Source organism: Cupriavidus numazuensis (assembly GCF_905397435.1).
Taxonomy (GTDB): domain Bacteria; phylum Pseudomonadota; class Gammaproteobacteria; order Burkholderiales; family Burkholderiaceae; genus Cupriavidus; species Cupriavidus numazuensis.
In genome coordinates this window covers 1-25829 of record NZ_CAJPVI010000061.1, presented here as the reverse complement: position 1 = coordinate 25829, position 25829 = coordinate 1, and the positions used below count along the sequence as shown (strand labels likewise).

Below are 25829 nucleotides of genomic sequence, written 5' to 3'. Positions count from 1 at the left end.
ATCAAACCACGGAGGTCTAAAAATGCAGAAGCAGTACAAGCCGGCACTGAAGCTGGCAGCCGTAGCAGCTACCCTTCTTTCCGGCGCGGCCATGGCACAGTCGAGCGTGACGCTCTACGGCCAGGCCGATATGTTTGTCGGCGGCTTCAAGGACGTGGGCGGTGCGGACCGCGCATGGGTCGCCAACTCGGGCGGCATGCAGACGTCGTACTGGGGGATCAAGGGTACGGAAGACCTGGGCAGCGGCAACAAGGCCATCTTCGACCTGAACGGCTTCTTCCGCACCGACAGCGGCAGCATGGGCCGCTTCAATGGCGACTCGATGTTCAGCCGCAACGCCTATGTCGGCCTGCAGAACGACAAGTACGGTACCGTCAAGCTGGGCCGCAACACCACGCCCTACTTCATCTCGACCATCCTGTTCAACCCGCTGGTCGACTCGTACGTGTTCTCGCCGGCCATCTTCCACACCTACCTGGTGTCGGCAGTGCCGGGCAAGCTCAATGACCCGGGCATCATCGGCGATTCGGGCTGGAACAACTCGGTGCTGTACAGCACGCCGAACTTCGGCGGCCTCACCGCGAACGTGATCTACTCGTTCGGCGAGCAGCCGGGCAAGACCAGCGAGAACAAGTGGGGCGGCAACCTGATGTATTTCAGCGGCCCGTTCGCGGCAACGCTGGCCTACCAGCAGGTCAAGTTCAACATCCAGCCGGTCGGCGACCTCGGCGTGCCGACCGGCTTCGATCGCCAGGACGCCGTCCAGGGCGGCATCACGTACGACTTCAAGGTCGTCAAGCTGTTCGCGCAAGCGCAGTACATCAAGACCCGCATCAACGGCGCGGCTAACGGCGGCGACCTGAAGCACACCAACGGCCAGATCGGCGCGTCGGTTCCGGTTGGCGCAGGCAACGTGCTGGTCTCGTACTCGTACGACAAGACCAAGAACGACGTGACCGACTTCAAGCGCAACACGGCCGCCATCGCCTACGACTACAACCTGTCCAAGCGGACCGACGTCTACGCCGCGTACTACTACGACAAGCGCAACGACGCCGAGCACGGTGACACGTTTGGCGTCGGTATGCGTCACAAGTTCTGACGCACTGTAGGTCGCGGAAGTACCGCATGCAGCCCTGAGCCCGCCCCTTGGCGGGCTTTTTTGTTGCCGCGCCGGGATCACATCTGGCACGGTCTTGCCGCCCGAATGTTGCGGCGCCACATAATCTGCCACGCCACCTGCGGATCGGCGGACATCAATCCATAGGCTGATTCAATTGGAACACGGCCGGCACGGTGCCTAGATTGGTTCTCCGGACTACGAAAACCACAGCGAGACAGGTGACTCATGCGGCGAAATGCGAAGACCCGTTCCGAACTGATGGCCATCCTGAACCAGTGCCTGGATAACAACCCCGAGTGTGGGGAATGTGAGCTTCACGCGGTGCGAATGCATCAGCCGGACCATACCGGCTGCAACTGGAGCGCTGAAGTGAATTTCCCGCAGGAGTATGTCGAGCATCTGGATACTCAGCTTGCGGCCGCCCGGTCGATCATCGTGGTCATGCGCGAGCAGTACAACGTGCTGCAATAACAACCGGGTGTGGCGCACCTTTGACGCGCCACAGCAAAAAAATAAGGCCGGGTCATTGACCCGGCCTTTTTCATGCGCGTGTGACGCCGACGCTTACTGCTGGGCGCTGGCGCTGGCGCTGGCGTTGGCCTCGGCCACCGCGACTGCCGTCATATTGACGATACGGCGCGTCGTGGCCTGCGGGTTCAGGATGTGCACGGGCTTGGCGGCGCCGAGCAGGATCGGGCCCACCGTCACGCCCTGCCCGCCCGTCATCTTGAGCAGGTTGAACGCGATGTTGGCGGCATCCAGCGTCGGCATCACCAGCAGGTTCGCGCTGCCGGCCAGCTTGGTCGACGGCAGGAAGTGACGGCGCACGTCCTCGTCGAGCGCGGCATCGCCCTGCATCTCGCCTTCGACTTCCAGATGCGGCGCCACGCGGGCCAGGATCTCGGCCGCTTCGCGCATCTTGCGCGCCGACGGACGCGTCGACGAGCCAAACATCGAATGCGACATCAGCGCGACCTTCGGGTGCAGGCCGAAGCGGCGGATTTCTTCCGCGGCGAGCTGCGTGATGGCGGCCAGTTCTTCCGCGTTCGGATCGTCATTGACGAAGGCATCCGTGATGAACAGCGTGTGCTTCTCGAGCATCAGCGCATTCAGTGCGGCGAAGACCTTCGCGCCGGGCGCCAGGCCGATTACGTCGCTCACGTGTTCGAGGTGCGCCTCGAAGCGGCCCACCGTGCCGCACAGCAGCGCGTCGGCATCGCCCATGTGCATGAGCATGGTGCCGATCAGCGTGTTGGAGCGGCGCAGCGCCACCTTGGCCATGTCGGGCGTCACGCCGTCGCGGCCGCGCAGCGCGTGGTAGGCCTCGTGGTAGGCGCGGTAGCGCGGATCGTCTTCCGGGTTGATCAGCTCGAAATCGACGCCGGCCTTGAGACGCAGGCCGGCCTTTTCGATACGCATTTGGATCACGTGCGGACGGCCGATCAGGATCGGACGTGCGAGGCCTTCATCGACCACGCTTTGTACCGCGCGCAGCACGCGCTCTTCTTCGCCCTCGGCGTAGGCGACGCGCTTGGGCGAAGCCTTCGCGGCCGAGAACACCGGCTTCATGATCATGCCGGTGTGGTAGACGTAGGTCGACAGCTGCTGGCGATAGGCGTCCAGGTCCTGGATCGGACGCGTGGCCACGCCGGACTCTTCCGCGGCCTTGGCCACGGCCGGCGCGATCTTCTCGATCAGGCGCTGGTCGAACGGCGTCGGGATGATGTAGTCCGGGCCGAACTTCAGCTCACGGCCACCGTAGGCAGCGGCAACGGCGTCGTTGAGCTCGGCTTCGGCCAGCTCGGCGATCGCCTTCACGCAGGCCAGCTTCATCGCTTCCGTGATCTTCGTCGCGCCGCAGTCGAGCGCGCCGCGGAAGATGTACGGGAAGCACAGCACATTGTTGACCTGGTTCGGGTAGTCCGAACGGCCCGTGGCAATGATGCAGTCCGGGCGCGCGGCCTTGGCCACTTCCGGGCGGATTTCCGGCTCGGGGTTGGCCAGCGCCAGGATGATGGGCTTGTCGGCCATGGTCTTCACCATTTCGGCGGTCAGCACGCCGGCGGTGGAGCAGCCCAGGAACACGTCCGCGTCCTTGACGATGTCGGCCAGCGTGCGGGCCGAAGTGTCCTGCGCGTAGCGGGCCTTGTTGGCTTCCATGTTGGCGTCGCGGCCGACATAGATCACGCCCTTCGAGTCCACCACCGAGATGTTCTCGCGCTTCACGCCCAGGCTCACCATGGTGTCCAGGCAGGCGATGGCCGCGGCGCCGGCGCCCGACACCGCCAGCTTGACCTTGGCGATGTCCTTGCCGACCACCTTCAGGCCATTGAGCAGCGCCGCGGTCGAGATGATGGCCGTACCGTGCTGGTCGTCATGGAAGACGGGGATGTTCATGCGCTCGCGCAGCTTCTGCTCGATGTAGAAGCATTCCGGCGCCTTGATGTCTTCGAGGTTCACGCCGCCGAGCGTGGGTTCCAGCGCGGCAACGATTTCAACGATCTTGTCCGGGTCGCGCGCGTCGAGCTCGATGTCGAACACGTCGATGCCGGCGAACTTCTTGAACAGGCAGCCCTTGCCTTCCATCACCGGCTTGCCGGCCAGCGGACCAATGTCGCCCAGGCCCAGCACCGCGGTACCGTTGGTGATCACGGCCACCAGGTTGGCGCGAGAGGTGTATTCGGCAGCCGTCGACGGATCCTTGGCAATCTCCTCGCAGGCATAGGCCACGCCCGGCGAGTACGCCAGCGACAGGTCGCGCTGGTTGGACAGCGCCTTCGTGGCGGTGACCTGGATCTTCCCCTTGGTGGGACTGCGGTGGTATTCCAGCGCAGCGAGGCGCAATTGCGCTTCAGGACTGTTCGGGGCGTGTTGCGGTGCGTCACCGCTGGTCTTGCTGCTCATTGGCTCGTCCGGAAAATGGCCTTCTTGCCGGCGCCCGCGCGCATCCCGCCAACGACGCAGCAGGCACGACGGCCGGCAGCGAGGGGCAGCATCCTGACGGGCTCCGGTGGTTGTGGGCCGGAAAATCGAGCGCCTATTCTAGCCCACGGTTACGGCACAGAACCCACCCGTTTCGTCCGTTAAGTCGCGTTTTCGGCCGAATATCGCAGCAAAACAGCTTTTACCAATGCGTATGCAATGGCACGCGAATGTATATGCTCCGCGGACGTTACTTTGCGGCCGGTTTTGCCTCCGCCGGGGCCGCTGGCGCGGTGCCCTTGTCGACCGGCAAGGTCACGCGCCGGGGCCTTCCGCTCTCGCCGGGAAACTCGGTGAAGGCGCTGCGGATCAGGTAGGGCATCATCGCCGCCGGGTTGCCGTCCTCGGTCTGGTTCTGCGCGCTGACCTGGTAGACGCGCTGCCCGCTTGCGGCGTCCTTGAAATAGACGCGCAGGCTGGCCAAGGTCACCGGCACGTCGCGGACCACGGTCTGCGGCGGCCAGTAGCCCGGCCAGCCCCACGGACCCCAGGGCCGGTAGAAGCCGTACGGGCCCCAGTACGGTCCCCACGGGCCATACCAGGGATCCGGATAGACCGTTTCGGCCACCCGTACCATGCCGGGCGCCGCGTTGTACTCCATGCTGATCCGGTAGCGTGCCTGCTTCTCGGGCACCTGCTCGAAGCCGACCGTGGCCAGCGCGTCGGCCAGCCACTGCTCATAGGTCTGGCGTTCCAGCTGCGCGGCCTGCTCGCGCGTGCGCTCGAAGCTGTAGGTGCGCGGCGCCTCGTTCTGCCAGCCCGGCTGCCGGAATGCGGTGACATCCGTCACCACGGTACTCGCGCAGCCAGTCAGCAGCATGGCGCCCGCCAGCGCCGCCCACGCGGCCAGCCTGCGCCACATCCCGTTCCCGTCATTGCGGTGGCCGCCTGTGCCACGGCCCGCCCATTGCCACATATAGATGCCTCTCTTGTTGTTGATCTGACGTGTCTCTGAGACCACGCGGCCGGGCCGGAATTCCCCGCCAGCCGGGCCGGCTACCCCTTGGCTACAATGAATACTTCAGCGCCGTGCCCTGCATACGGGCCGGCACGACCCGCACGACCCTTTTCCACGGTCTTCCGAAGACAGGACTCCCTATGCTGCGCACCGATACGCCCGTTACCGTCTATCGCAAGGACTATACCCCGCCGGCTTTCACCATCGACCACGTCGAACTGGTGCTGGACCTGGACCCGCAACGCACCGTCGTGACCAGCACGCTGCGCTTCGCGCGCCATGCGTCCGCGGCCGCCGATGCTCCGCTGGTGCTGGTCGGCGAAGATCTCGAACTGGTCGGCGTGAGCGTCGATGGCAAACCCGTTGCCAACGCCACGCAGGAGGCGGGCACCCTGACGCTGCCTGGCCTGCCCGCGCAAGGCACGCTGGAAATCACCGCGGCCTGCCAGCCGGCGGCCAATACCTCGCTGTCGGGGCTCTACGTCTCGAACGGCAACTTCTTCACGCAATGCGAGGCCGAGGGCTTCCGCCGCATCACCTATTTCCTCGACCGCCCGGACGTGATGGCCACCTACCGCGTCACGCTGCGCGCCGACCGCGCGGCCTGCCCGGTGCTGCTGTCCAACGGCAACCTGGTCAGCGAAAGCGAACTGCCTGGCGGCCGCCATGAAGCGGTATGGGAAGACCCGTTCCGCAAGCCGTCGTACCTGTTCGCGCTCGTGGCGGGCAAGCTCGAGTGCGTCGAGGAACGCATCCAGTCCGCGTCCGGCAAGGACAAGCTCCTGCAGGTCTGGGTCGAAGCGCGCGACCTCGACAAGACCCGCTACGCGATGGACTCGCTGATCCACGCGATCCGTTGGGACGAGCGGCGCTTCGGGCTGGAACTCGACCTGGACCGCTTCATGATCGTCGCCGTCAGCGACTTCAATATGGGCGCGATGGAGAACAAGGGCCTGAACATCTTTAACACGAAGTACGTGCTGGCCAATGCGCAGACCGCGACCGATGTCGACTTCTCCAATATCGAAGCCGTGGTCGGCCACGAGTATTTCCACAACTGGACCGGCAACCGCGTGACCTGCCGCGACTGGTTCCAGCTCTCGCTCAAGGAAGGCCTGACCGTGTTCCGCGACCAGGAGTTCTCGGCCGACATGATGGGCTCGGAATCGGGCCGCGCGGTCAAGCGCATCGAGGACGTGCGCGTGCTGCGGCAGGTGCAGTTCCCCGAAGACGCCGGTCCCATGGCGCATCCGGTACGTCCGGACAGCTATGAAGAGATCAACAACTTCTACACCGTCACGGTGTACGAGAAAGGCGCCGAAGTCGTGCGCATGTATCAGACCCTGCTCGGCCGCGACGGCTTCCGCAAGGGCATGGACCTGTATTTCAAGCGGCACGACGGGCAAGCCGTGGCCTGCGACGATTTCCGTGCTGCGATGGCGGATGCCAACGGCCGCGACCTCACGCAGTTCGGGCTCTGGTATAGCCAGGCCGGCACGCCCGTGGTCACCGCGCGCACGACGTGGAATCCAGACGATGGCAGCCTCACGCTGACGCTGTCGCAGCGCTGCCCCAAGGTCGGCATCGAGACGCGCGCCGGCACGCCCGACAAGAAGCCGTTCCACATCCCGTTCGCGATCGGCCTGCTCGGCGCCGACGGCCACGACCTGCCGTTGCAACTGGAAGGCGAAGCCGCAGCCGATGGCACCACGCGCGTGCTGGACTTCACGCAGGCCGAGCAAACCTTCCGCTTCATCAACCTGCCGCGCGGCGTTGCTGCCCCCCTGCCCTCGCTGCTGCGCAATTTCTCGGCCCCGGTGATCGTCGATGCCGAGTACACCGATGCGCAACTCACGTTCCTGCTGGCCCACGACAGCGACGCGTTCAACCGCTGGGAAGCCGGCCAGCGCCTGGCCACGCGCGCGCTGCTGCAGCTCGTGGCCGATGTCCAGGCGGGTCGCGATCTGACGCTCGACCACGCGCTGATCAGCGCCATGCGCACGGTGCTCAATGACGATCGCCTGAGCCCTGCATTCCGCGAACAGGCACTGGTGCTGCCGGCCGAAGCGTACCTGGCCGAACGCATGGGCGTGGCCGATCCGGCCGCCATCCACCAGGCACGCCAGTTCATGCGCGCGGGCCTGGCGCATGCGCTGCAGGCCGACTGGCTCGCGGCCTACGAATCGAACGCGACGCCGGGTGCCTACAGCCCCGACGCGGACTCCGCTTCGCGCCGCGCGCTGCGCAACCTGGCGCTGGGCTATCTCGTCGAAAGCGGCAGCGACGCGATGCTGCAGCTCGCCGGCGAGCAGTACCAGAAGGCCGACAACATGACCGACCGCTTCGCCGCGCTGTCGGCGCTGGTCAACAGCTTCGCCCCGGGCCGCGAGGCCGCACTGGCCGACTTCTACGAACGCTTCGAGGACGACGCCCTCGTCATCGACAAATGGTTCTCGCTGCAGGGCATGCAGCGCGGCGAGGTCGGCCCGCACGCCGGCAAGCGCACCATCGACACGGTACGCGCGCTGATGGAACACCCCGCCTTCAACCTGCGCAACCCCAACCGCGCGCGTTCGCTGATCTTCAGCTTCTGCTCGGGCAACCCCGCGCAGTTCCACGCCGCCGATGGTTCGGGCTACCGCTTCTGGGCCGACCAGGTGCTCGCGCTCGATGCGATCAACCCGCAGGTCGCGGCACGTCTGGCACGCGTGATGGACCGCTGGCAGAAGTACGAGCCGGCCCTGCGCGACCGCATGCGCGCGGAACTGGAGCGGGTCTCGGCATCGGCTTCGCTGTCGCGCGACGTGCGCGAGATCATCGGCAAGGCGCTGGCCGCCTGACGCCAGGGCAGCCGGCGCCCGCGCGGCGCCGGCCCTCGCGGCACATGTAGAATTGCGGCCATCCAAGGAGAACCATCATGACTCGCATCAGCCTGACCCGCTATCTGGTCGAGGAGCAGCGCAAGCACAACACGATCCAGCCCGAACTGCGGCTGCTGATCGAAGTGGTGGCGCGCGCCTGCAAGGCCATTTCCAATTCCGTCAACAAGGGCGCACTGGCCGGCGTGCTCGGCTCGGCCGGCACCGGCAACGTGCAGGGCGAAACCCAGCAGAAGCTGGACGTGATCGCCAACGAAGTGCTGCTCGACGCCAACGAATGGGGCGGCCACCTCGCCGCCATGGCTTCGGAAGAAATGGAATCGTTCTACGAGATTCCCAACCGCTATCCGAAGGGCGAATACCTGCTGATGTTCGATCCGCTCGATGGTTCGTCCAACATCGACGTCAACGTCTCGATCGGCACGATCTTCTCGGTGCTGCACATGCCCAAGCCCGGCCAGACCGTGACCGAGGCCGACTTCCTGCAGCCCGGCACGCACCAGGTCGCCGCCGGCTACGCCGTGTACGGCCCGCAGACCACGCTGGTACTGACCGTCGGCAACGGCGTGCACGTCTTCACGCTGGACCGCGAGGCAGGCAGCTTCGTGCTGACCCAGTCCGATGTGCAGATTCCCGAAGACACCAAGGAATTCGCCATCAACATGTCCAACATGCGCCACTGGGCCCCGCCCGTGCGCAAGTACATCGACGAATGCCTGGCCGGCGACGAAGGTCCGCGCGGCAAGAACTTCAACATGCGCTGGATCGCCTCGATGGTCGCCGACGTGCACCGCATCCTCACGCGCGGCGGCGTCTTCATGTACCCGTGGGACAAGCGCGAGCCCGAAAAGGCCGGCAAGCTGCGCCTGATGTACGAGGCCAACCCGATGGCGATGCTGGTCGAACAGGCCGGTGGCGCAGCAACCAACGGGCACATCCGCATTCTCGACGTGCAACCGGAAAAGCTGCACCAACGCGTGTCGGTGATCCTGGGGTCGAAGAATGAGGTGGAGCGCGTGACGCGGTACCACCACGAAGCGGCGGGGCAGCAGGGCTGAGGCCAAGGGGCGGTTCCGTTCTGATCCGCAAGGACGACCGGCCCGGCGAAAAAAGGATTGCAGTGCCGCAATAGCGCTGCTATGATTGCGGGCTGTTCCAGTTCACCGGAACTTGTTGCCGAAGTAGCTCAGTCGGTAGAGCAGCTCATTCGTAATGAGAAGGTCGGGGGTTCGATTCCTCTCTTCGGCACCACAAGCATTCCAAAGTTTGACCAGCATTGCCCAGAAACCCGCACAGCGCATAGCTCTGCGGGTTTTTTGTTGCCCAGCGTTGCCCAAGGTTGCCCAACTACTACAGCACTTTTTGGGGGTAGCCTTTGGGGTATGAGGTATAGTTTTTGGGGTATGGACTTTTTGGGGTATCGAAGTGCCCAAGCGAATCCTCCCCTTGACGGACGCCCAATGCCGCCAGGCCAAGTACAGCGCCGACGGCGGCAACCGCCTACGCGATGGCGGCGGCCTCTACCTTGAAGTGCTACCCAGTGGCGCCAGGAAGTGGCGAATGAAGTATCAACGTCCAGGCACCAAGTCGGAAAACCTGCTCACGTTTGGGGACTACCCTCAGGTCACCCTGGCCAATGCCAGGGACAAGCGCACCGAAGCCAAGCGCCTGCTGGCCGATGACATCGACCCGGCCCTGCAGCGTGAAATTGACCGGCAAACGGTCGCCGCGGCCGCCGCAAATACCTTCGAAGCCCTCGCCGAGGATTGGCTCTCCATCAAGCGCAAAGGATGGAGCGCGAGCCATGACAAGCGCGTCACGGCAATCCTCAACAACGATGTCTTCCCGCAGATTGGGAAGCGGCCCATCGCCGACCTGAACGGCCCGACAGTCCTTGCCGTACTGCGAAAGATCGAGCAACGCGGGGCGCACCAGATTGCCATGAAGGCGCTGGAGGCCTGCGGCGGCATATGCCGGCATGCCTGTGCGATCGGCGCCTCCAACCGAGACCCAACCGCCGGCCTCCGCGAACACCTTAGCCCCAAGCCCCCTACACAAAACTATCCCCGTGTTACTGAGGACGAGCTGCCCGTGCTCCTGTCCAAGATCGACAGCTACAGAGGAGCACCGGAAACAAGGATCGCAATCAAGCTGCTCACGCTCACCTTCTTGCGGACCAATGAGTTTCGGTGGGGACGGTGGGAAGAAATCGACTGGAACGCCTGTGAATGGCGCATCCCCGCAGAACGCATGAAGGGGACACAAGCGCAAAAGGCGTCAGGGAAGCCGCACATCGTTCCTCTTTGCCGCCAGGCTATTGCGCTGCTCAACGAATTGCAGCCAATAACCGGTCGGTATCCCCTTCTCTTCCCGGGCACCAAGGACCCACGTAACCAGGCCATCTCGGCAGAGACGATCAACAAGGCACTGAAGAGCCTCGGCTTCGAAGGCAAACAGACCGGGCACGGATTCCGAGGACTTGCATCGACGCTACTGAACGAGCGCAGCGGCTTCGGCCGCGACGCCATTGAGCTCCAGCTCGCGCACACCATCGGCAATAAGGTGAGTCGTGCCTACGACCATTCCCAGCGGTTAGAGGAACGCCACGCCCTGATGCAATGGTGGGGCGACTTCATAGACCAAAAGCTTGGAGCCAACGTCTACCCACTTCGGCAATCAGCCTGAGCGCTCCGGGCAGCACGCGCCGCGCTGGCCGGCAGGAAATTGGCCCATCAATTGCGTCAAGGCCCCTCCGCCGCGCCATTCCTTGCCCCGACCATCGACAACACACACGGCATCATGACAACGCCAATCAACCTTACTTTTGAGGACATCGAGAAGCTCTACATCAGGACTTGGGAGAGTATGGATGAGCACTTCAAGGCCGCCTTCGGTGTCGCCCTCAATGACAGATTCGCCGAGGTCGAGGAGCAATTTGAGGACGCTTTTGGCGTCGAAGTCAGCGGTCACCTCCTCGTGCTTCAGGGGATTTCCCACATGGAGGACGTAGAGCATTACGACGAGCATGGGAACGTCATATCCGACTTGACCGGCACACCGATTCAGATGGGGATCGATGCTGTGCAGGTTTTCTTAGGCCGCGTCCCCGCCAGCATTTACAACGAAGATATTCTGGCCTGCATTGCCTCCTGCTGGATGTGTCTCGGCACGGTACAAGGCACCCTCCAGGACGATGATGTTTTCAGCGCCCTGCATTTCCTGATGAGTGCCAACTATGAACTCGGACAAGCCAAAACCCTTCTGACCTGGCGCGATCAAGGTCGAAGCAAGGCAAGTAAAGCCGGCCAGAAGCGGCACGAGCAAAAGCAAGCCGAGAAGCGCAAGGCTGCTGATTTGTATCGCACCCACTTCGCGGGCAAGGAACTCTCCGCCGCGCAGATTGCGAACAGGATGTACAACAACATGGGCGTCAACTACAACCCTAGCAGCCTGACGCGCCTCATTAGCACCCTTAAGAAGGCGGAGAAAGGGCCCGCAACGTGATGCAGCCCAGGACCCCCACATAGCGGCGCTTCACGACGCCTGCAGTAGTTTTGGGGGCGCTCGCGCCCCAATTGACTCCTGCGCGGCATTCCCGCCGCGCTGCCACTCGACAAATCTGTACGCTGCTGAGCAGACGCCGCCTTCTGCTAAGTAGACGCTGCGCTCGACCAAGCTGAATCCGCTCCCTGTTAAGCAGCGGACATTCTCTAAGGTAGCCCCGCTCCCTATCCTCTCGCCATCGCAACGTTTTGCCCGTACTGGGCTAGATATGGCAATCGATGGCAAAAAATCCCAACAATCTGAGTACGCGCCCAACTGCGGGCCCAACGCAGTGCAAGCGAACGGAGAGCGACACCCCGCCCTCTCTGCCAACGTCCGGCCGCGGCCGATGGAATGACATAGCGCCCTTTGTTGGCGTCTCCCGCGAAACCTGGCGGCAGATGGTAAATGCGGGGAAAGCACCTGCCCCGCTTCGCATCACCGAACGCTGCACCCTCTACGACTTCGCCGCTGTGCACACTTGGATTGCAAATCCGGTGGACTACCGCGCCGGAGGAGATCAATGAGAACGCCTCAATGCCCCAGCCGGTCTGCACAAGCAGGCGAACACGCTGCAGCTCACTTCCTGGCGCGAGTCGAAGCCTGCGCCGTCCATGGCGCTTGCATGCCCCATGGCGAATTGCACAGGCAGATTGTCTCGTTGGGATTCCATCGACCTGAGGCCCGCGCATTCCTGCAGCACCTGCAGGACAACCTCCAGCTCGTGATCGCCGGCCCGGCGCCACGGCAGCCATCGCAGATCGACGCGGCGGCCATCACAGCCACCCTTAAGAAGTACTTGGACCTGTGGGACGACTCGTGGGGCAACTACACCCTTGCGGATGTATTGCGCGACGCCGTAATCGATCTTGTCACCCTGGCTTTGTCCGGGACTTGCGGATTGCCCGCCCGTGACGTGTGGCACAAGGCGACGCGAGCCGTCCTGATAGAGCAAATCGGCGGCTGTGTTGGCGAGCTCGCACCCTCATCATCGCCGCCGCCATAGACGGCATAAATCTGTGCGATAGGTGCATAAATTTGCATAGTTTTTTGCAACGCTGTGGCGCCCTTCCTCCCCAATGCTGGCGCGGGGAGGCGACCGTTTTGCAACTGCATAAATAGCACTCGATGAAGCGGGCGGGTGAGGCGGGGTCTCCACGGCGCGCGGCGGGATAACGCCCATGCCCCCCGCACTGGCCCACCAGGCGTCGCATGACAGCGCCTCGCGGTCACTGCTGCCAATGTGGGGACGGTTGCGCCGCTGGCCCAGGTCGGCGGGATGCCTCAGCAACCCCTCTGATGCCACTCGTTCGTTGTGAGGGACGGCAACACAACACTAACCCGTTGCCGAGCCGCCGCCGCACTCTGGACACTGTCGTTGCTCCGAGCAGTACCGAGCAAATCCGAGCAGCGTTGCTCGCTTCCATTAACCCCCTCTGATGAGGAACGCAGATGATTAGTTCGCACGCTGGAACGTCCACAGCATGCAGCGCTCATGGCCTTGCCCTCCACGGCGCTGGCGCATCGGAGCCCGAGCGGTTCATGCGCTTGCGGGAAGTCATGGCCGTTTGCGCCTTGCCCGCGTCGTCGATCTACGACGGCATGCGCCGAGGCGACTTTCCGAAGCCGGTGCCGCTGGCTGGCAAGAGCGTTGCCTGGCTCTCAAGCGAGATCCGGCAATGGATGGAATCCCGCATTGCGGCGCGTCGCACATAAGGCAAGGACTCTCATGAACACCGACACTACCACCCTCCCCCAACGCGTCCGCGACGCCCTGGAAACATACCGGCGCGACCGCGCCGCCTTCGAATCAGCCCGCGACAAGGCAGCGCGCCTTCGAGGCGACCTGCAGAAGCACACGAAGGCTGCCGAGGCAGCCGATGCCGAGGCACTGAGCGCTCGGAACGAAGCGGCAGCCTTGATGCGTGATACCGGCGCCTCCATGAAGCAAATCCGTGACCTCAAAGGCAAGGAGCGCGCCGCCTACACGCTGGCCGAGGACTACCGCGCCATCATTGCTGAAGTTCAGCTTGCACTGGAAGAAGCCGAGCTCGAAGCGGGCCTCGCTAAGGGCGCTGAATCGGATGCCTACAGCAGCGTAGCCACTGCCTATGCGGAAGGGCTTTTCGAAGCCTTGGGTGACGCCCTTTCGCCGCTACATCACGCAGTTCATGCGCTCGCCCATGCTTACCAACGCCAGGCGGGTCCCGGCGGCGCACCCTGGGAACAGCGTGGCTACCGGTCAGCCATCGATGCGGCGCTTGCACGCGCTCACAGCGTAATCGCCCACGGCGTCAAAGCAGCGGCGTTTGATGCTTCCTGCGATCCGGTGCTTTCCCGGGCTGAGAGGCCCAATGGCCTAGCGGACTTCAAAGTGGCTTCCCCCGCCACGAAGCAAAAGAAGCTGGCCGAGTTTGCAAGAAGGGCAGAAGCCCTGCGCACCGCCGTAAGCAACGCCTGATAGCTCTTCCACATGGAGATGGACATGCAAATCGAGAAATGCCCGAAATGCCGCACCCTCAACGGACCCGAGGGATTTGTCACCAACGCCGATGGCAAGAAGGAACTGCTGTATCGCTGCGGGAACCAGGCTTGCGAACACGCGTTCTCCCGCCAGTACCGCACGAACAACGGGCACGCTGAGCTCTACGCGACCAGCAAGAACACCGTCATCGAAACCGACTGCTAAGCAGCGACGCCAGGGCGGCTACTCAATGGCACCTGACCGCCGCCCTCCCCTCTGGAGGACACCAATGAAGATGAACTGCCCGCATTGCGGCGCCGTGGCTCATATTCGGTCGAGCCGCACTGTTTCGCGTATGACTCGGGAGCTCTATTGCCAATGCACGAATCTGACCTGCGGGCATACGTTCGTCGGTCTGGTGGAAGTGGTGCGCACCCTCTCGCCCAGCAGCAATCCAGATCCGGAGATAGCTAAGCAGTTGGCGGCACGCTCAGGCGGGGCCGAGGCAACCTATCTGGCTGCAGGCCAAACCGCTCCAAATGCGCCGTCGACACCCCATTCCGCAACGGCATGGACGGCTTGACACCTTTTTCGAGATGATGAAGAATTCAGCCGTCACCGAGACAACGGTGACCGGGCGTGAGAACCCGAAACAACCCAAGGCGGACAGCCGCCCACGCGGCATTTTTTTCGTCCGTAGCGCACGCGCGCGCCTATCCTTTCTATGGCGGGCCGGGCGGGGCAGCCTTCGGGCTGGCCGGTCACCTTGGGTACCGGTTTCTCACCCCCGCTGTCGGGCCCGCCACCCCTCACGTGAGAATGAGCGGCGGGCCTCCAACCTACCCAAGGAGCTCGCCATGCGCGCTAACGCCCTCGCTCGTCCTGAGCAACCCAATCCCCATTACTTCGCCACAGTGCTAAGGGAACTCAGTGCCCTGGCCAATTTCATGCATGCCGATGGACGGGAAGCCTTCGCCGGCCTCTCGATGCAGTGCCAGCGCGAATTGCAAGATGCCTTCCAGCGGCTGACCGTTGAATTGCAGCGGGCAAATGGCACGGAGGTGAATCATGGCTAATGTGGTCAGCATGCGCGAGCCGGCTGCGCTCACAGAGATCCTCACCATCGTGCGCAGCGCGCTGCGCGATGCCATCAACGCCCCCACGGATCGTGCATCGCTTGATGTGGTAGGCGACGCGCTCGTTGCCGTCGCTGCCATCGCCAAGTCGGAGGTGGCCCATGCCTGAACAGAACCCCCCAAATGGCAATCTCGCCTTTTTCCGTCAGCGCGACTTGATTGCCCAGCTTGTATCTCAGGTTCGCCCTGCCAACCCGCGAGCAAAGACGCAGCTTTCGTCCGCCGTCGCTCAGATCAATGCACTGGCAGACTGTATTCGTGAAACCACCCAAGATAGCTGTTATGAGCTGCTGCGCGTCAGCGCCGGCCTCGATGGCATCCTGAGCTTCCTCGATTTGCAGAGCGACAAATCGCCGGCACACCACAGCCTGCATTGCTTGCTCAGCCCCTTGAAACAACAGCTGGATTCGGCGCTGAGCCAAGTCCACGACATGCTGTGAGGGGCGCCATGCAGACACACCAAAGCCCTGCACTGCGCTCGTGGTTCGACCAGCTCAAGCGCGACATCGATCTGCACGACCTGGCGGAGCGCCTTGAGCTCCGCAGGAGCGGCGCCAAGGGCAACTATCACAGCCCACTTCACACGGATTCGAGTCCCTCCCTTTCCATCTTTGACAACGGACGCGCGTGGAAAGATTGGTCTACCGAGGCCGGCGGCTCGTGCATTGACCTGGTGCGACATTGCCTCCCGGATGTCGCTGGCCCATTGGATGCCGCAAAGCTGCTCGGCGAGTGGTACGGCATGCCGATGCCTGCGCCCGAGCTGCGCGCGCTGCCGACGAAGAAGAGCACCGAGGAATACATCGCAGACCGGGTTCGGATTGATCCGGTCCCGGCGGTAGCCTACTTGGCCAGCCGCGGCATAGACGAGACCGTCACGCGTCGCGCCATCAAAGCGGGCACGGTTGGGTGGAACACCTGGCAGAGCCAGAAGATTCCTGTTGGTGAGGTTGGGCACGGCGGCCCAGCTGCCGCCTTCATTGTCCGGGAGTCGGGCACCGGCCGCGTCGTCGCGGTTGACCTGCGCTATGCGGATCCCGCAGCCAATGGCAACGTCAAGACGCAATGCCAAGGCGAAAAAATCGGGTACGGCTGGACTTCCGATGCTATGCGCCTGCGCCGCGCACATACGGTGTTCATCGTAGAGAGCCCCATCAATGCGCTATCTGTGGAGTCCTGCCACCTACCCGACGGCTGCGCGGCATTCGCCATCCGAGGAACCGCCAACGTTGACAGGATCGATTGGGCATTCTTGCGCGAAAAGCGCGTCCTGATTGCCCTCGATCACACCGATGCCATCAACGAACGCACCGGGAAACGCCCCGGCCTTGCCGCCGCGTGGAAGCTCTCCGAGGCGCTTACCGCTGCGGACATTGGATCCATGCTCGTTGACATGCAGGATTGGGAGGAAGATGAGGACATCAACGATGTGTTGCAGCAGCACGGCGCTGATGAGCTCACCAAGCGACTAAAGCGCCTGGAGTCCTGGCTCATTCCCGGCATGCCCGGCGGAGGCGACCACATGGAGGGCACGCGCCGCGTCTTCCTGCCGAGCCATGACTTTGCGGTCTATTGGCGCTTCCGCGTGAAGGAGGACTTCACGCAATTCGTGGAGAAGTACAAGGAGGGAGAGGGCGACGACAGCCAGCCGCGCCGAACAGAGGAGTTGGGGGACCTGTGCTCGTTTCGTGTAGCTGGGTTCTCCCGTCTTCGCATCCAGAGCCATCTGGCCACCATCAATGGCACGCCCGACAACCAGCCGGAAACCGTCTTCGGCATCAGCGCCCAGGTACCGCGACACGGTGCCGTCCTGCAGCGTGAAGTTGTTGGCAACGACAAGCTCTATAACCACGAATGGTGGCGCGGCAAGTTCGGGCATATCTGGATGCCAGCGCAGTTTTCCCGGATGGTCACCGTCCTCGAACGCGCCGCAGATCTCGGCGCGCGAGACGTGGTGAACTTCGTTGGGCTGGCTTGGCGCGGCGGCGAGCTGGCCGCGCTGGAAGGCAGCGACTGCTACTTCATGGAGCCGCAGAAGCAATGCCTCTACTACAACATGACATTCCCGCGTGGAACGCGCCAGAACGCCCGCGCTGTGATCGCAGCCTATCAGACAACCTTCCGGGACAATGCGGCCGCTATCGGGCTCGTATGGGCCCTTGGCGCCCACCTCAAGACGGTTCTAGGGTTCTACCCTCATCTTCAGATGCAGGCCGAGAAAGGGTCAGGCAAATCGAAGCTCTTGGAGAGCCTGCAAGCTACCCTTGCGTTTCAAGTCCTGTCCGGGCAGATGCTGAAGACCGACCACCGCCGGCGCGCTTCTGTGTCATGGACCACGCAGCCCGTCGGCTGGGACGAATTTTCCAAGCTGCCAAAGGCAGTGCTATCGGATATCGACGGCCTGCTGCAGTCAACCTACCGTTTCGAGTTCACCCGCGTGGGCGCGGCGCTCACGCCGTACCTGATGTGCGCGCCGGTGCTGCTGGCCGGCGAAGAGGTCGACGTGGAAAGCCTGCAATCGAAGATCTGCCGTACGTCGCTGGCCGTGGCTAAGCAAGGCGACATCATCCCGCACAGCTTGCCCCAGTTTCCAGTGTGGGAGTGGCTGCAGTTTCTGGCCGCGATCGAGCCAGCACGCATACGGGATTTGCACACCGCCTTCCTTGCGGAGTGCGTGAAGCGCAGCCGCGCCGAAGCAAGCGATGCGACTGCCCGGCGCATGATGGAGAACTATGCCGCTGTCATGACAGCGTGGGCACTGCTGGCCGACTTCGCGGAGATCGACGTGGAGCAAGGCGGCTTCGTGGAGGACCTGCTGGCCGAGATGAACGCACACATTGCCGACACTGACGGCACCCGGCTGCCTTGGGTCTGGATCATGGAAATCTTGTTGTCGGAGCTAGCCGCCCGGCGATTTGAATTCCCCCGGTGCTGGGGCGTCGTCGAGACCGACGACGGCGGCAAGGAAATGGCCCTCTTCGTGCGACCGAGCCACATCATGGACCATATCTCGACAGCGCCGCACCTGCGTCCGAAATTCGATGCGCTGCCCATCAAGACGGCCAGGATCTTCAAGCAGCAGTTGCTCCAGTCCGGCGTTGTGCCGACGCACGCGGGCAAGCCCCTGGACGATGTGGAAAGGCGCCAGTTTGGGCGGCGCCTTGCCCATATGACCGCCATCAGCGTGCCGCGCCTGGAGCGGCTGGGCCTCCAGGCCATACCTGAGCTCGAAGATGGCCGAATGCCGCCATAGCAGCGCGCTTCCGCCCTAACCCTTGGCCCGCCTTGTGCGGGCCTTCTTTTTGGCCATACCGCGCATTCCCGGCAGCGAGCCACCGACGAAGGGCCGGCATCGCCGGCCGGACTTCACCGTGCCGCCGGGTAGCGCGGAATCTGAAAAAGCCTGTGGCACCGTGTAGTTTTTCCGCTAACCCATTGATTTATAAGGAAACCGATGCCACAACTTTCGTTGTTTTTGCCACGACTTCCCCTTGGTTTCCCACGCCGCCCTTTCGGCGCCTTGCCCCTCTTATTTCCTTTTTTCCTTTTGAAATCAAAGAGAAAGAGAAAGAAAGCGGAGAAAAGAGCAAGTGCCGGGCTGCCACGGTTTGGGAGCGCTGCCTATTTTTTGAGCCACGGAATTGGAGGCGTGCCACAACTGATTTCGTGGCATCTCGTGACCACCCAACCCGTTGATTTATAAGGACTCACATGCGATGGCAGGGCTTTGCCACGATGCCACGGCATTTTTTCTGCCCGCTGCCCCGGCAACAGCGCCTCCACGCAGCAAACCGGTGGATGAACGCCGTCATGCGTTGCCAACGAAGGCAATCACGAGCGTCGCCGAACTGCTAATCTATTGCTCCTCCATGCAAGCAATGAGCCACTTCGATGTCTAGCCAGCCCACTCTTCTCCTGCCCGACGAAAACGAAGACCAATCGGCGCCCGACATCGTCGACGATGAAGATACGGGACGAGGAGATTCCGATTTCAAGCCCTGGGACCCAAGCAAGATCCGCATCACAACGAAGCATTTTTCCCTGCGGGACGTCGTCGACCAAATCACCGACGCGGAGATTGACTTGTCTCCGGATTTTCAGCGCGATTACGTATGGAAGAAGCGTCAGCGCACTCGCTTGGTGGAATCGGTTCTACTTGGCATCCCCTTGCCAGCGTTCTACTTCAACCAAGACCATGAGGGCACATATCAAGTCGTTGACGGCGTTCAGCGGCTGTCCACGATAGCCCTGTTCATGGGGGACGGCCACATCTTAGAAAAGGCCGATCTCGAGTACCTTACCAATCTGGATGGATTGAAGTATTCGCAGCTGGATCCCGCTTCTCTCCGTAGATTCAGAAGCGCGCAGATTATCGTGCACGTGATCGAGCCACAAACTCCCGATGAGGTGAAGTACGACATTTTTGGGCGCGTGAACACACTTGGCAGCCCGCTCTCTGCCCAAGAGATTCGACACGCAATGAGCAAGGCGAGGTCGCGAGAATTCCTCAAACACCTGGCGGAAATGCCTTCCTTCGACCTAGCTACGGGCTGGCAATACTGGAGGCGAGACCCGGATGTAAAGGGCGGCAGAATTCGCGACAGTGGGCGCATGACGAATCGCGAGCTCGCACTCCGCTTCTGTGCGTTCCGGAACTATACCGACGAAGAGTACCGCCAGCACTCCAGCTTAGATGCATTCCTTGTTGAATATACGCGACGTCTTGATTCCAACTCTGAGAGCGGGGTCGCAATTGATGATGATGAAATTGCACAGCTCAGCGCCGATTTTGACCGTGCAATGGAGAATGCTCACCACGTACTAGGGAAGGCGGCCTTCAGACGTTGGCCACCGACCCAGAGCAGGAGGGGCCCGATAAACCGGGCCGTTTTTGAGTCCCAATCCATCGCATTAGCCGACTACCCACTCGAACGTCTCATGCCCAAAAAGGCGGAAATCGTTACCGCCTTTAGAGGTGCTTTCGATGAGCTGGATTACGCCCGATCCGTCACAGTTGGCACTGGGGACCCCAAAGCGGTGGAAAGGAGACTGGCCAGAACTCAAGCGATCCTCGCGGAGATTCTTAAGTGATCACAGGAATTGAGATCCAAGGCTTCAAGCGCTTCGAGAGCAAGCAGTTTGATCTCGCCCCACTAACACTTCTCACGGGCCGAAATGGGGTTGGCAAGACTTCATTGATTCATGCATTGCTGCTTGCTTGGGAGGTCTCGTCTGAACTGACAAACACTGTTCGCCTTAATGGCCCGTTCGGCATGGAACTCGGCACCGCCGAGGACGTGAGGAACTGGCATTCCGCTGACGTAACGCAACTGCAGATAACGTCCGATGAGGGCGACGCATCGACGTGGCGACTTGGGCTGCCGGCAGACGATGCTCTGTATCTAACGGTAGAGCAGAGACCGGATCACACACCAGCGGCCTTTGCAGGGCACCCACGTGCCTTTTGCTATCTGAGCGCCGAACGCCTAGGCCCACGCAGCGTATTAGGAGCATCCCCTCACCCTGATGATGAACTCGAAGTTGGCGTGCGCGGAGAGTACTGCGCACAAATTCTTGAAACGCTAGGCAGCAAGCCACTAGCAGACGAGAGTCGCTTGCATCCGGATAGAAGTGAAAGTGGGCCCTCTCTACTAAAATATGAGGTCGAACGTTGGCTTAGTGAAATCGCTAGACCAATCGAAATAGATGCAACGCGGTACCAAAGCTCTGCGGTCACTGCGCTGCAGTTCCGATCACCCGGAGGTGATTGGGTTCGCGCTCCCAATATGGGATTCGGAGTGTCGTACGCTCTCCCTGTGGTGCTGGCCGGTCTTACTTGTATTCGCGGCGGGATCTTAGTTGTCGAGAATCCGGAGGCCCATCTACATCCAGCAGGCCAATCTCGTATGGGAGTGTTCTTGGCCTGGTTAGCAGGCCGCGGTGTGCAGGTCATTGTGGAAACGCATTCCGATCATGTGCTAAACGGTGTTCGGCGCGCCATCGGAGAGCACCACTACCTTGCCTCTGATGCTGCGCTGGCGCACTACTTTGATTCTAGCGATGGCGACGATCTGTTGATCCACAAGCTCACTTTCACCTCGATTGGTGGCATTTCTCATTGGCCTAAGGGATTCTTCGACCAATACCAAATCGACGTAGCGTCTTTGGGTCGAGTTCGACGCCGGGGTTGACGATGGCATTCGTCATTGATGGGTCAGAGTGGTCTTTCGATACCTGGACGGTGCAAGAGGTATGTACCGCGCTTGAAGGGCTTTTGGAGCGAGTGTGGTCGGCACGCGAACGGGGGGAAGTCGTCTGGATTGGAGATGATCTGCAATCTAGGCACGTACTCCCAAACATGGACATTTGGAGTTTATGCGCTCCTGACGCCCCTATTACGTTGCCTATAGAGCTTCAACACGAGCTCGCTGCGTGGCTAGGGAGCGCTCCCCGCTACGCCGATCAAAATATCTGGCCTGACGGCATGGTTGAAACCACCCGCATTAGGGTGGGCAACGCGCCACACGTAGACAACCCCGATGTCGCGTGGGCGCATCATCACGTTCGCGCTTCTCGAGCTGTTGCTTGTATGTCCATCCGGAGCGATGGGCCACATAACACGCAGTCTGACCTTGGCAACTCAGTAGTTCATTGGGTGCGAACAGAGCAAAGTCACAGGGAATTCTGGCGCGACGCCATAGACGTCGAGCGCGACACGGAAGAAACGTTAGAAAGGCTTGCACCACATGCGTTTCCTGACCTCCATTTTCACCCACCTGTCTGGAGGCAGATCCACAATTTCGCCGGTGGTTACAACGCGGTTCGACTTCGGCTTCGCGCATACCTCGCAGCTCTAGACGATCACGGTTGCTGGGCATTCATGCACCCTCCTCCTGCGCTAAGACCTGATGAGGTCGCGCTTGTGGTAGACCCCACCGCACAACCGTCCAACCAGATCGTCGAGCGAAGATTTCATGGGATGGCATTGGACATAGCCCCTGAGAACCCTAACGTGTACCAGGACGCCTACTGTAGAAGAGCTCGCCAGATCACGATAGGCCAAAGAACTATTTATTGTGAGTGGCACGGAAAACTGGAGCGCCACCAGAACAGGCTCCACATACATGCCCCCATCCCGGAGTCGAACAACAAAGTCGTCATAGCGATATTTGACGCTCATTTGCCAATACCCGGACACTAAAAATTATTGAGAGATACAACTCAAAGAGGCTAATATCATCGAAGTGATAGGTTTTCCTAGAGGTCTCGCATGAATAATACATTCGAATACGACGTCGCCATCTCCTTCGGGTGGAAGGATGAAGACATGGCTAATCGGCTGGCCGCCCTTCTCGAGGGGCGCCTTAGTGTTTTTTTGTACTCAAAAAAACAAGAAAAATTGGCGGGAACTGACGGGGAAAGGACGTTCAACGAAGTGTTCGGAGCGAAAGCCAGACTAGTCGTGGTATTGTTCCGCGAGGCGTGGGGAAAAACGCCCTTCACGCGTTTCGAAGAAACTGCCATTCGGAATCGTGCGTTTAATGAAGGCTATGACTTCACTGTCTTCATTCCGATGGATGAAGCAGAAACGCAAAAGGTGCCGGCATGGCTACCCAAGAATAGGCTCTACATTGGCCTTCACCGCTGGGGCATTGAGGCTGCGGCAGCTGTCATTGAGGCGCGTTTCACAGAACTCGGCGGCGATGTCCATGAAGAAACCATCGATGACGTCGCAGCTAAAACGGCACGTGTTCTGGCGCTCAAGGAGAAGCGAAAAGCGTATCTGAACTCATATGAAGGTGTCATAGCTCAAAGGAGCGCCTACGAGGCGCTAAAGGCTGACCTACTTGACTCAGCGGAAAAGCTAAAGGGCACGTTGCAAAGCATCAATCTACAAACGAAGGTCAACGGAAGTCCCAGCGGAGCCATCCTGCTCCTCTCGAACCCCGCAGCAATGTCCGTCACGTGGAATTTGCAGTATGCGAACACGCTTACGGGCTCCACCCTAGAAGCCGCCCTGTGGCGAGGTCATCCACCGTGGCCAGGTTCTATGACCTTTGAGAAGCCTATCAAATTAGCGACGCTCCAGTTCGATCCAGATCTCTTAGAGGACGGAACGGCCGGCTGGTTACTGCGCGGTAAGGGGCGGCCGATCAGCAATAGAGCCGTGCTCGAAGAAATCATGAAGCTCTTCCTTACGAAGGTCCAAGACGTCTAAACAGCTAGGCAGCCGCTATAAGGCCGGTTTAGTAGACGGCCTGCCTGGACACTGGTTTTGATGAAGCCGGCTCATGGATTCGAAGAGGCGCTACAGGGGGGCTCTGGCGCCGGCCACAAACCGAAGCGGGGTGACCCAGCAGGCAACTAAGCGGCGGCTCGAGTCGTGAGGAATGATTCGAGCACCTTTTTGTGGTGCGCCTCGATTTTTTGGGGTACGCAAAAGGGTATAAACGAATCCAAATACATGAAGATGCCTTATCGCAGGCTGCTTTTGACAGATTTTCCGATTCCTCTCTTCCACAAGCATTCCAAAGTTTGACCAGCATTGCCCAGAAGCCCGCACAGCGTAAAGCTCTGCGGGTTTTTTGTTGCCCAGCGTTGCCAATCATCGCCCCAAAGCAACAACAGTTTTTGGCGGTATGGTTGGGCGAACCCCTCCCCTGACTGATGCCGAGTGCAAGCAATTGCGCTACGGCGAGAAGGCTGGAAACCGGATTCGTGACCGCGGGGGGTTGCACCTAGAAGTCCTCCCCTCTAGCTCCAAGCGCTGGCGCCTAGGCTATGACCGCCCGGGCAGTAAGCCGAAAACACCAGCACCGGTGTCGCCGGGTTATGCCATTCGCTAGTCTCCAATTGATTTCTTCCCATTGCTCCTACCGGAATTCGCCGGTGCACAGAAGGTCAGGATCATCAGCTTGATGGCCAAGCGCGTTTCCGGCGCCCCTTCGTAGCCGCCGATCAACTCAAAGAGGTGAGGGAGTTCAGCTTCCGTGACGCGCGAATAGTTCTTTGTTGGCAGCTTCGGGGATGGGTGTTCGCGCAGTCTACGCTGGCGTCGCGGTCGGCCGCGCCGATTGCGCTTGCCCGACTGCAGATACCCCCGCAGGCATCGAGTGCCTTTAGAGCTATGTGGTGCGCCCTCGTTGCTCGCTCTTGCGCAGCACGGCCAAGATGAGCGGGCCGCTGATCTCGGGGAAGAGGCGCTTCCCGATCTGTCGGTAGATGTCGTTCTTGAGGCTGGCCGTCACGCGCTTGTTGCGGCCGGCGCTCCAGCCTTTGCGCTTGGTGCCGAGCCAGTCCTTGGCGATGGCTTCGAAGGTGTTCATAGAACGGCCTCAATCTCTTCGGTCAAGGGGCTGCCTTGGAGGTCTTTTACTGCTTCGGAACAGATCCGTCGCGAGGGTGCATTCGGGGATCGGAGACCACTCGACCGGCCAGGAGTTGACCCCATGCAGGGACACCGACTTGTTGCACTTGATGGCGCTCAGATTCCACACAATCTTGCCTTTCCAGTCGGCTTTCACCATGCCTTGCTGAAAGGCTTCCCCGAAGGCTTCGTCACAGGCTTCCGGGGACCAGTCGAGTTCCTCTGCAAGTGCGGCGCGGCCGGCTCGAAATATCCCTGGAATGGTTCCTGTGCGCGGCCCGGTCAGCAGAAATGCCACAGCACAGCGCCTGCCCGGTTTTCGATTGGCCGATCTAGGCGCGGCGGCCACTATTTTGCGGCCTTTGGACCGGCCGGCTTGTCCATATTGCTCATCGTTGTGCCGGCAAGCAGTATCTCGCGAAACTTGCGATATTCCGGGCTGCTCAATGCGCGCGCGGATTGCCTGCGACTAATCTTCGGAGTCTTTCTGATGTAAACCCATTCGATAACGAAACGAAAACTGTTTGATCCTACTCTTTCAAGGTGCCCACGCAGTCCATTGGGATAGCACCATCGACGACGTGCCGGAAAGACGCGCAACGCGTCGAAGTACCCTGACGCACGAAACTCCTCCTCGCTGCCCCGCCACACTATGCATTCCTCTGGCTCATCGCGACATTCGATTGACACCAATTCAAGCGAGACATCAAGTCCGGACTGGTTCGCCAAAATGGACGCATAGCGAGCCTCCAACGGGAAGCCGAACCAGCGCCTGTCATGGATGGGAAGTGTTCCTTGAACTATGCTCATGTGAGTTCTCCAGTTGCTTAGAAGCGCGAGCCGTTGGCAGCGTCGCATTCGCCAAATCGCGACGAAGTGTAGAGCGCGACATACACCGGTACATCAGCAAGCCTCGCCAAGCCTTGGAGCACGCTGACCGGCTTCTCCTGGCCGATGTCTCGGGCAACTTGCCAGCGGCAGCTTCCCACGGTCTTCGTCCTCGGTGAACAGCACTAAATCCAGGTCGACCATCGTCAGCGCCTCGGCCTCTTCTGACCGTAAGTACCGCGGGATCGATGGTGCGCGATGCCAGGCGCCGTAGAACCTATCTCGGGTGTGATAACGCTCGAGCCGCCTGGTCAGCTCCAAGAGAAAGGCGCGCCGTGCTTGCTGGCGCGAACTGAGTTATGTCGTGTGCTCGAAATGCGTTTGTCCTCGGTATTGCTCTTTGTCAGGACTGCCGCGCGCTGCTACGACACCGTTCGCTGGGTATTCCGGCCCATCGTGACCGACGATTCCGGACGAACGTGACCGAGCATTCCGGTTCATCGTGACCGACGATTCCGGGCGAACGTGACCGATTTTCCGGCTGTCCGG

At 61.2% G+C, this 25829-nt stretch carries 25 protein-coding genes and 1 tRNA gene; 20 read left to right on the top strand and 6 right to left on the bottom strand.

The window, feature by feature from the left end; genetic code table 11:
• Positions 1-22 precede the first annotated feature (22 nt).
• Entirely contained in the window at positions 23-1102 is a 1080-nt protein-coding gene (locus KHO41_RS33855) for a porin (RefSeq protein WP_211957590.1), read from the top strand.
• Between the two features lie 246 nt (positions 1103-1348).
• The gene (locus KHO41_RS33850; RefSeq protein WP_011298591.1) at positions 1349-1594 is read left to right on the top strand and encodes a hypothetical protein; all 246 of its coding nucleotides are present in this window, start codon (positions 1349-1351) and stop codon (positions 1592-1594) included.
• A gap of 93 nt (positions 1595-1687) precedes the next feature.
• Here the strand turns inward: KHO41_RS33850 and KHO41_RS33845 are convergent, their stop codons facing one another.
• Both KHO41_RS33845 and KHO41_RS33840 read right to left on the bottom strand, forming a co-directional pair.
• Positions 1688-4027: an NADP-dependent malic enzyme gene (locus KHO41_RS33845; RefSeq protein WP_211957589.1), complete on the bottom strand. Its 2340-nt coding sequence runs from the start codon at positions 4025-4027 to the stop codon at positions 1688-1690.
• Between the two features lie 268 nt (positions 4028-4295).
• A complete protein-coding gene (locus tag KHO41_RS33840) occupies positions 4296-4967 on the bottom strand; it encodes a DUF4136 domain-containing protein (RefSeq protein ID WP_211957588.1) in 672 nt (223 codons plus the stop codon).
• Positions 4968-5203: 236 nt separating this feature from the next.
• Between KHO41_RS33840 and pepN the strand changes: the two genes are divergently transcribed.
• The 18 genes from pepN (at position 5204) to KHO41_RS41810 (ending at position 23931) form a co-directional block, all read left to right on the top strand.
• On the top strand, positions 5204-7903 hold the full coding sequence (pepN, locus tag KHO41_RS33835) for an aminopeptidase N (protein ID WP_211957587.1): 2700 nt from the start codon (positions 5204-5206) through the stop codon (positions 7901-7903).
• 77 nt (positions 7904-7980) lie between these two features.
• Positions 7981-9000, top strand: coding sequence for a class 1 fructose-bisphosphatase (locus KHO41_RS33830; RefSeq protein WP_211957586.1), 1020 nt, complete (start codon positions 7981-7983; stop codon positions 8998-9000).
• A 117-nt stretch (positions 9001-9117) separates the two neighbouring features.
• Positions 9118-9193 (top strand) — tRNA-Thr (locus tag KHO41_RS33825).
• A gap of 195 nt (positions 9194-9388) precedes the next feature.
• Positions 9389-10627, top strand: a complete 1239-nt coding sequence (locus tag KHO41_RS33820; RefSeq protein WP_244874158.1) for a tyrosine-type recombinase/integrase — start codon at positions 9389-9391, stop codon at positions 10625-10627.
• A gap of 51 nt (positions 10628-10678) precedes the next feature.
• Complete coding sequence (locus tag KHO41_RS33815; RefSeq protein WP_211957585.1) at positions 10679-11446, top strand: hypothetical protein; 768 nt, start codon at positions 10679-10681, stop codon at positions 11444-11446.
• Between the two features lie 664 nt (positions 11447-12110).
• Positions 12111-12491, top strand: a complete 381-nt coding sequence (locus KHO41_RS33810) for a hypothetical protein (RefSeq protein ID WP_211957584.1) — start codon at positions 12111-12113, stop codon at positions 12489-12491.
• A gap of 536 nt (positions 12492-13027) precedes the next feature.
• Positions 13028-13201 carry an AlpA family phage regulatory protein gene (locus KHO41_RS33805; protein WP_244874157.1) on the top strand — a complete coding sequence of 58 codons (174 nt, stop codon included), beginning with the start codon at positions 13028-13030 and terminating at the stop codon, positions 13199-13201.
• A gap of 13 nt (positions 13202-13214) precedes the next feature.
• Positions 13215-13946: a hypothetical protein gene (locus KHO41_RS33800; RefSeq protein WP_209778011.1), complete on the top strand. Its 732-nt coding sequence runs from the start codon at positions 13215-13217 to the stop codon at positions 13944-13946.
• A 24-nt stretch (positions 13947-13970) separates the two neighbouring features.
• Positions 13971-14174, top strand: a complete 204-nt coding sequence (locus KHO41_RS33795) for a hypothetical protein (RefSeq protein ID WP_211957583.1) — start codon at positions 13971-13973, stop codon at positions 14172-14174.
• A 25-nt stretch (positions 14175-14199) separates the two neighbouring features.
• Positions 14200-14532 (top strand): ogr/Delta-like zinc finger family protein, encoded by a 333-nt coding sequence (locus KHO41_RS41445; RefSeq protein ID WP_342344491.1) that lies wholly within the window; start codon positions 14200-14202, stop codon positions 14530-14532.
• A gap of 274 nt (positions 14533-14806) precedes the next feature.
• Positions 14807-15025 carry a hypothetical protein gene (locus KHO41_RS33785; RefSeq protein ID WP_209778007.1) on the top strand — a complete coding sequence of 73 codons (219 nt, stop codon included), beginning with the start codon at positions 14807-14809 and terminating at the stop codon, positions 15023-15025.
• Positions 15018-15194 carry a hypothetical protein gene (locus KHO41_RS33780; protein ID WP_211957582.1) on the top strand — a complete coding sequence of 59 codons (177 nt, stop codon included), beginning with the start codon at positions 15018-15020 and terminating at the stop codon, positions 15192-15194. Before KHO41_RS33785 ends, KHO41_RS33780 begins: the two co-directional genes overlap by 8 nt.
• Positions 15187-15525, top strand: coding sequence for a DUF1484 family protein (locus KHO41_RS33775; protein WP_211957581.1), 339 nt, complete (start codon positions 15187-15189; stop codon positions 15523-15525). The genes KHO41_RS33780 and KHO41_RS33775 overlap by 8 nt, the downstream gene beginning before the upstream one ends.
• An 8-nt stretch (positions 15526-15533) precedes the next feature.
• Positions 15534-18338: a toprim domain-containing protein gene (locus KHO41_RS33770; protein WP_211957580.1), complete on the top strand. Its 2805-nt coding sequence runs from the start codon at positions 15534-15536 to the stop codon at positions 18336-18338.
• Between the two features lie 638 nt (positions 18339-18976).
• Positions 18977-20176: a DUF262 domain-containing protein gene (locus tag KHO41_RS33765; protein ID WP_211957579.1), complete on the top strand. Its 1200-nt coding sequence runs from the start codon at positions 18977-18979 to the stop codon at positions 20174-20176.
• Complete coding sequence (locus KHO41_RS33760; protein WP_211957578.1) at positions 20173-21276, top strand: AAA family ATPase; 1104 nt, start codon at positions 20173-20175, stop codon at positions 21274-21276. Before KHO41_RS33765 ends, KHO41_RS33760 begins: the two co-directional genes overlap by 4 nt.
• Positions 21277-22355: 1079 nt before the next feature.
• Positions 22356-23303 (top strand): hypothetical protein, encoded by a 948-nt coding sequence (locus KHO41_RS33755; RefSeq protein ID WP_211957577.1) that lies wholly within the window; start codon positions 22356-22358, stop codon positions 23301-23303.
• Positions 23304-23724: 421 nt separating this feature from the next.
• Positions 23725-23931, top strand: a complete 207-nt coding sequence (locus tag KHO41_RS41810) for an Arm DNA-binding domain-containing protein (protein ID WP_342344492.1) — start codon at positions 23725-23727, stop codon at positions 23929-23931.
• Positions 23932-24210: 279 nt separating this feature from the next.
• Here KHO41_RS41810 and KHO41_RS33750 read toward each other — a convergent pair whose 3' ends face one another.
• From KHO41_RS33750 to KHO41_RS33735, 4 genes are all read right to left on the bottom strand, one after another.
• Positions 24211-24411 (bottom strand): phage integrase central domain-containing protein, encoded by a 201-nt coding sequence (locus KHO41_RS33750; protein WP_211957576.1) that lies wholly within the window; start codon positions 24409-24411, stop codon positions 24211-24213.
• Positions 24412-24420: 9 nt separating this feature from the next.
• A complete protein-coding gene (locus KHO41_RS33745) occupies positions 24421-24750 on the bottom strand; it encodes a hypothetical protein (protein ID WP_211957575.1) in 330 nt (109 codons plus the stop codon).
• Positions 24751-24800: 50 nt separating this feature from the next.
• Positions 24801-25262, bottom strand: a complete 462-nt coding sequence (locus KHO41_RS33740) for a hypothetical protein (RefSeq protein WP_211957574.1) — start codon at positions 25260-25262, stop codon at positions 24801-24803.
• 375 nt (positions 25263-25637) lie between these two features.
• Positions 25638-25829, bottom strand: a 192-nt coding sequence (locus KHO41_RS33735) for a hypothetical protein (protein ID WP_211957573.1), incomplete at its 5' end; no start/stop codon positions are given.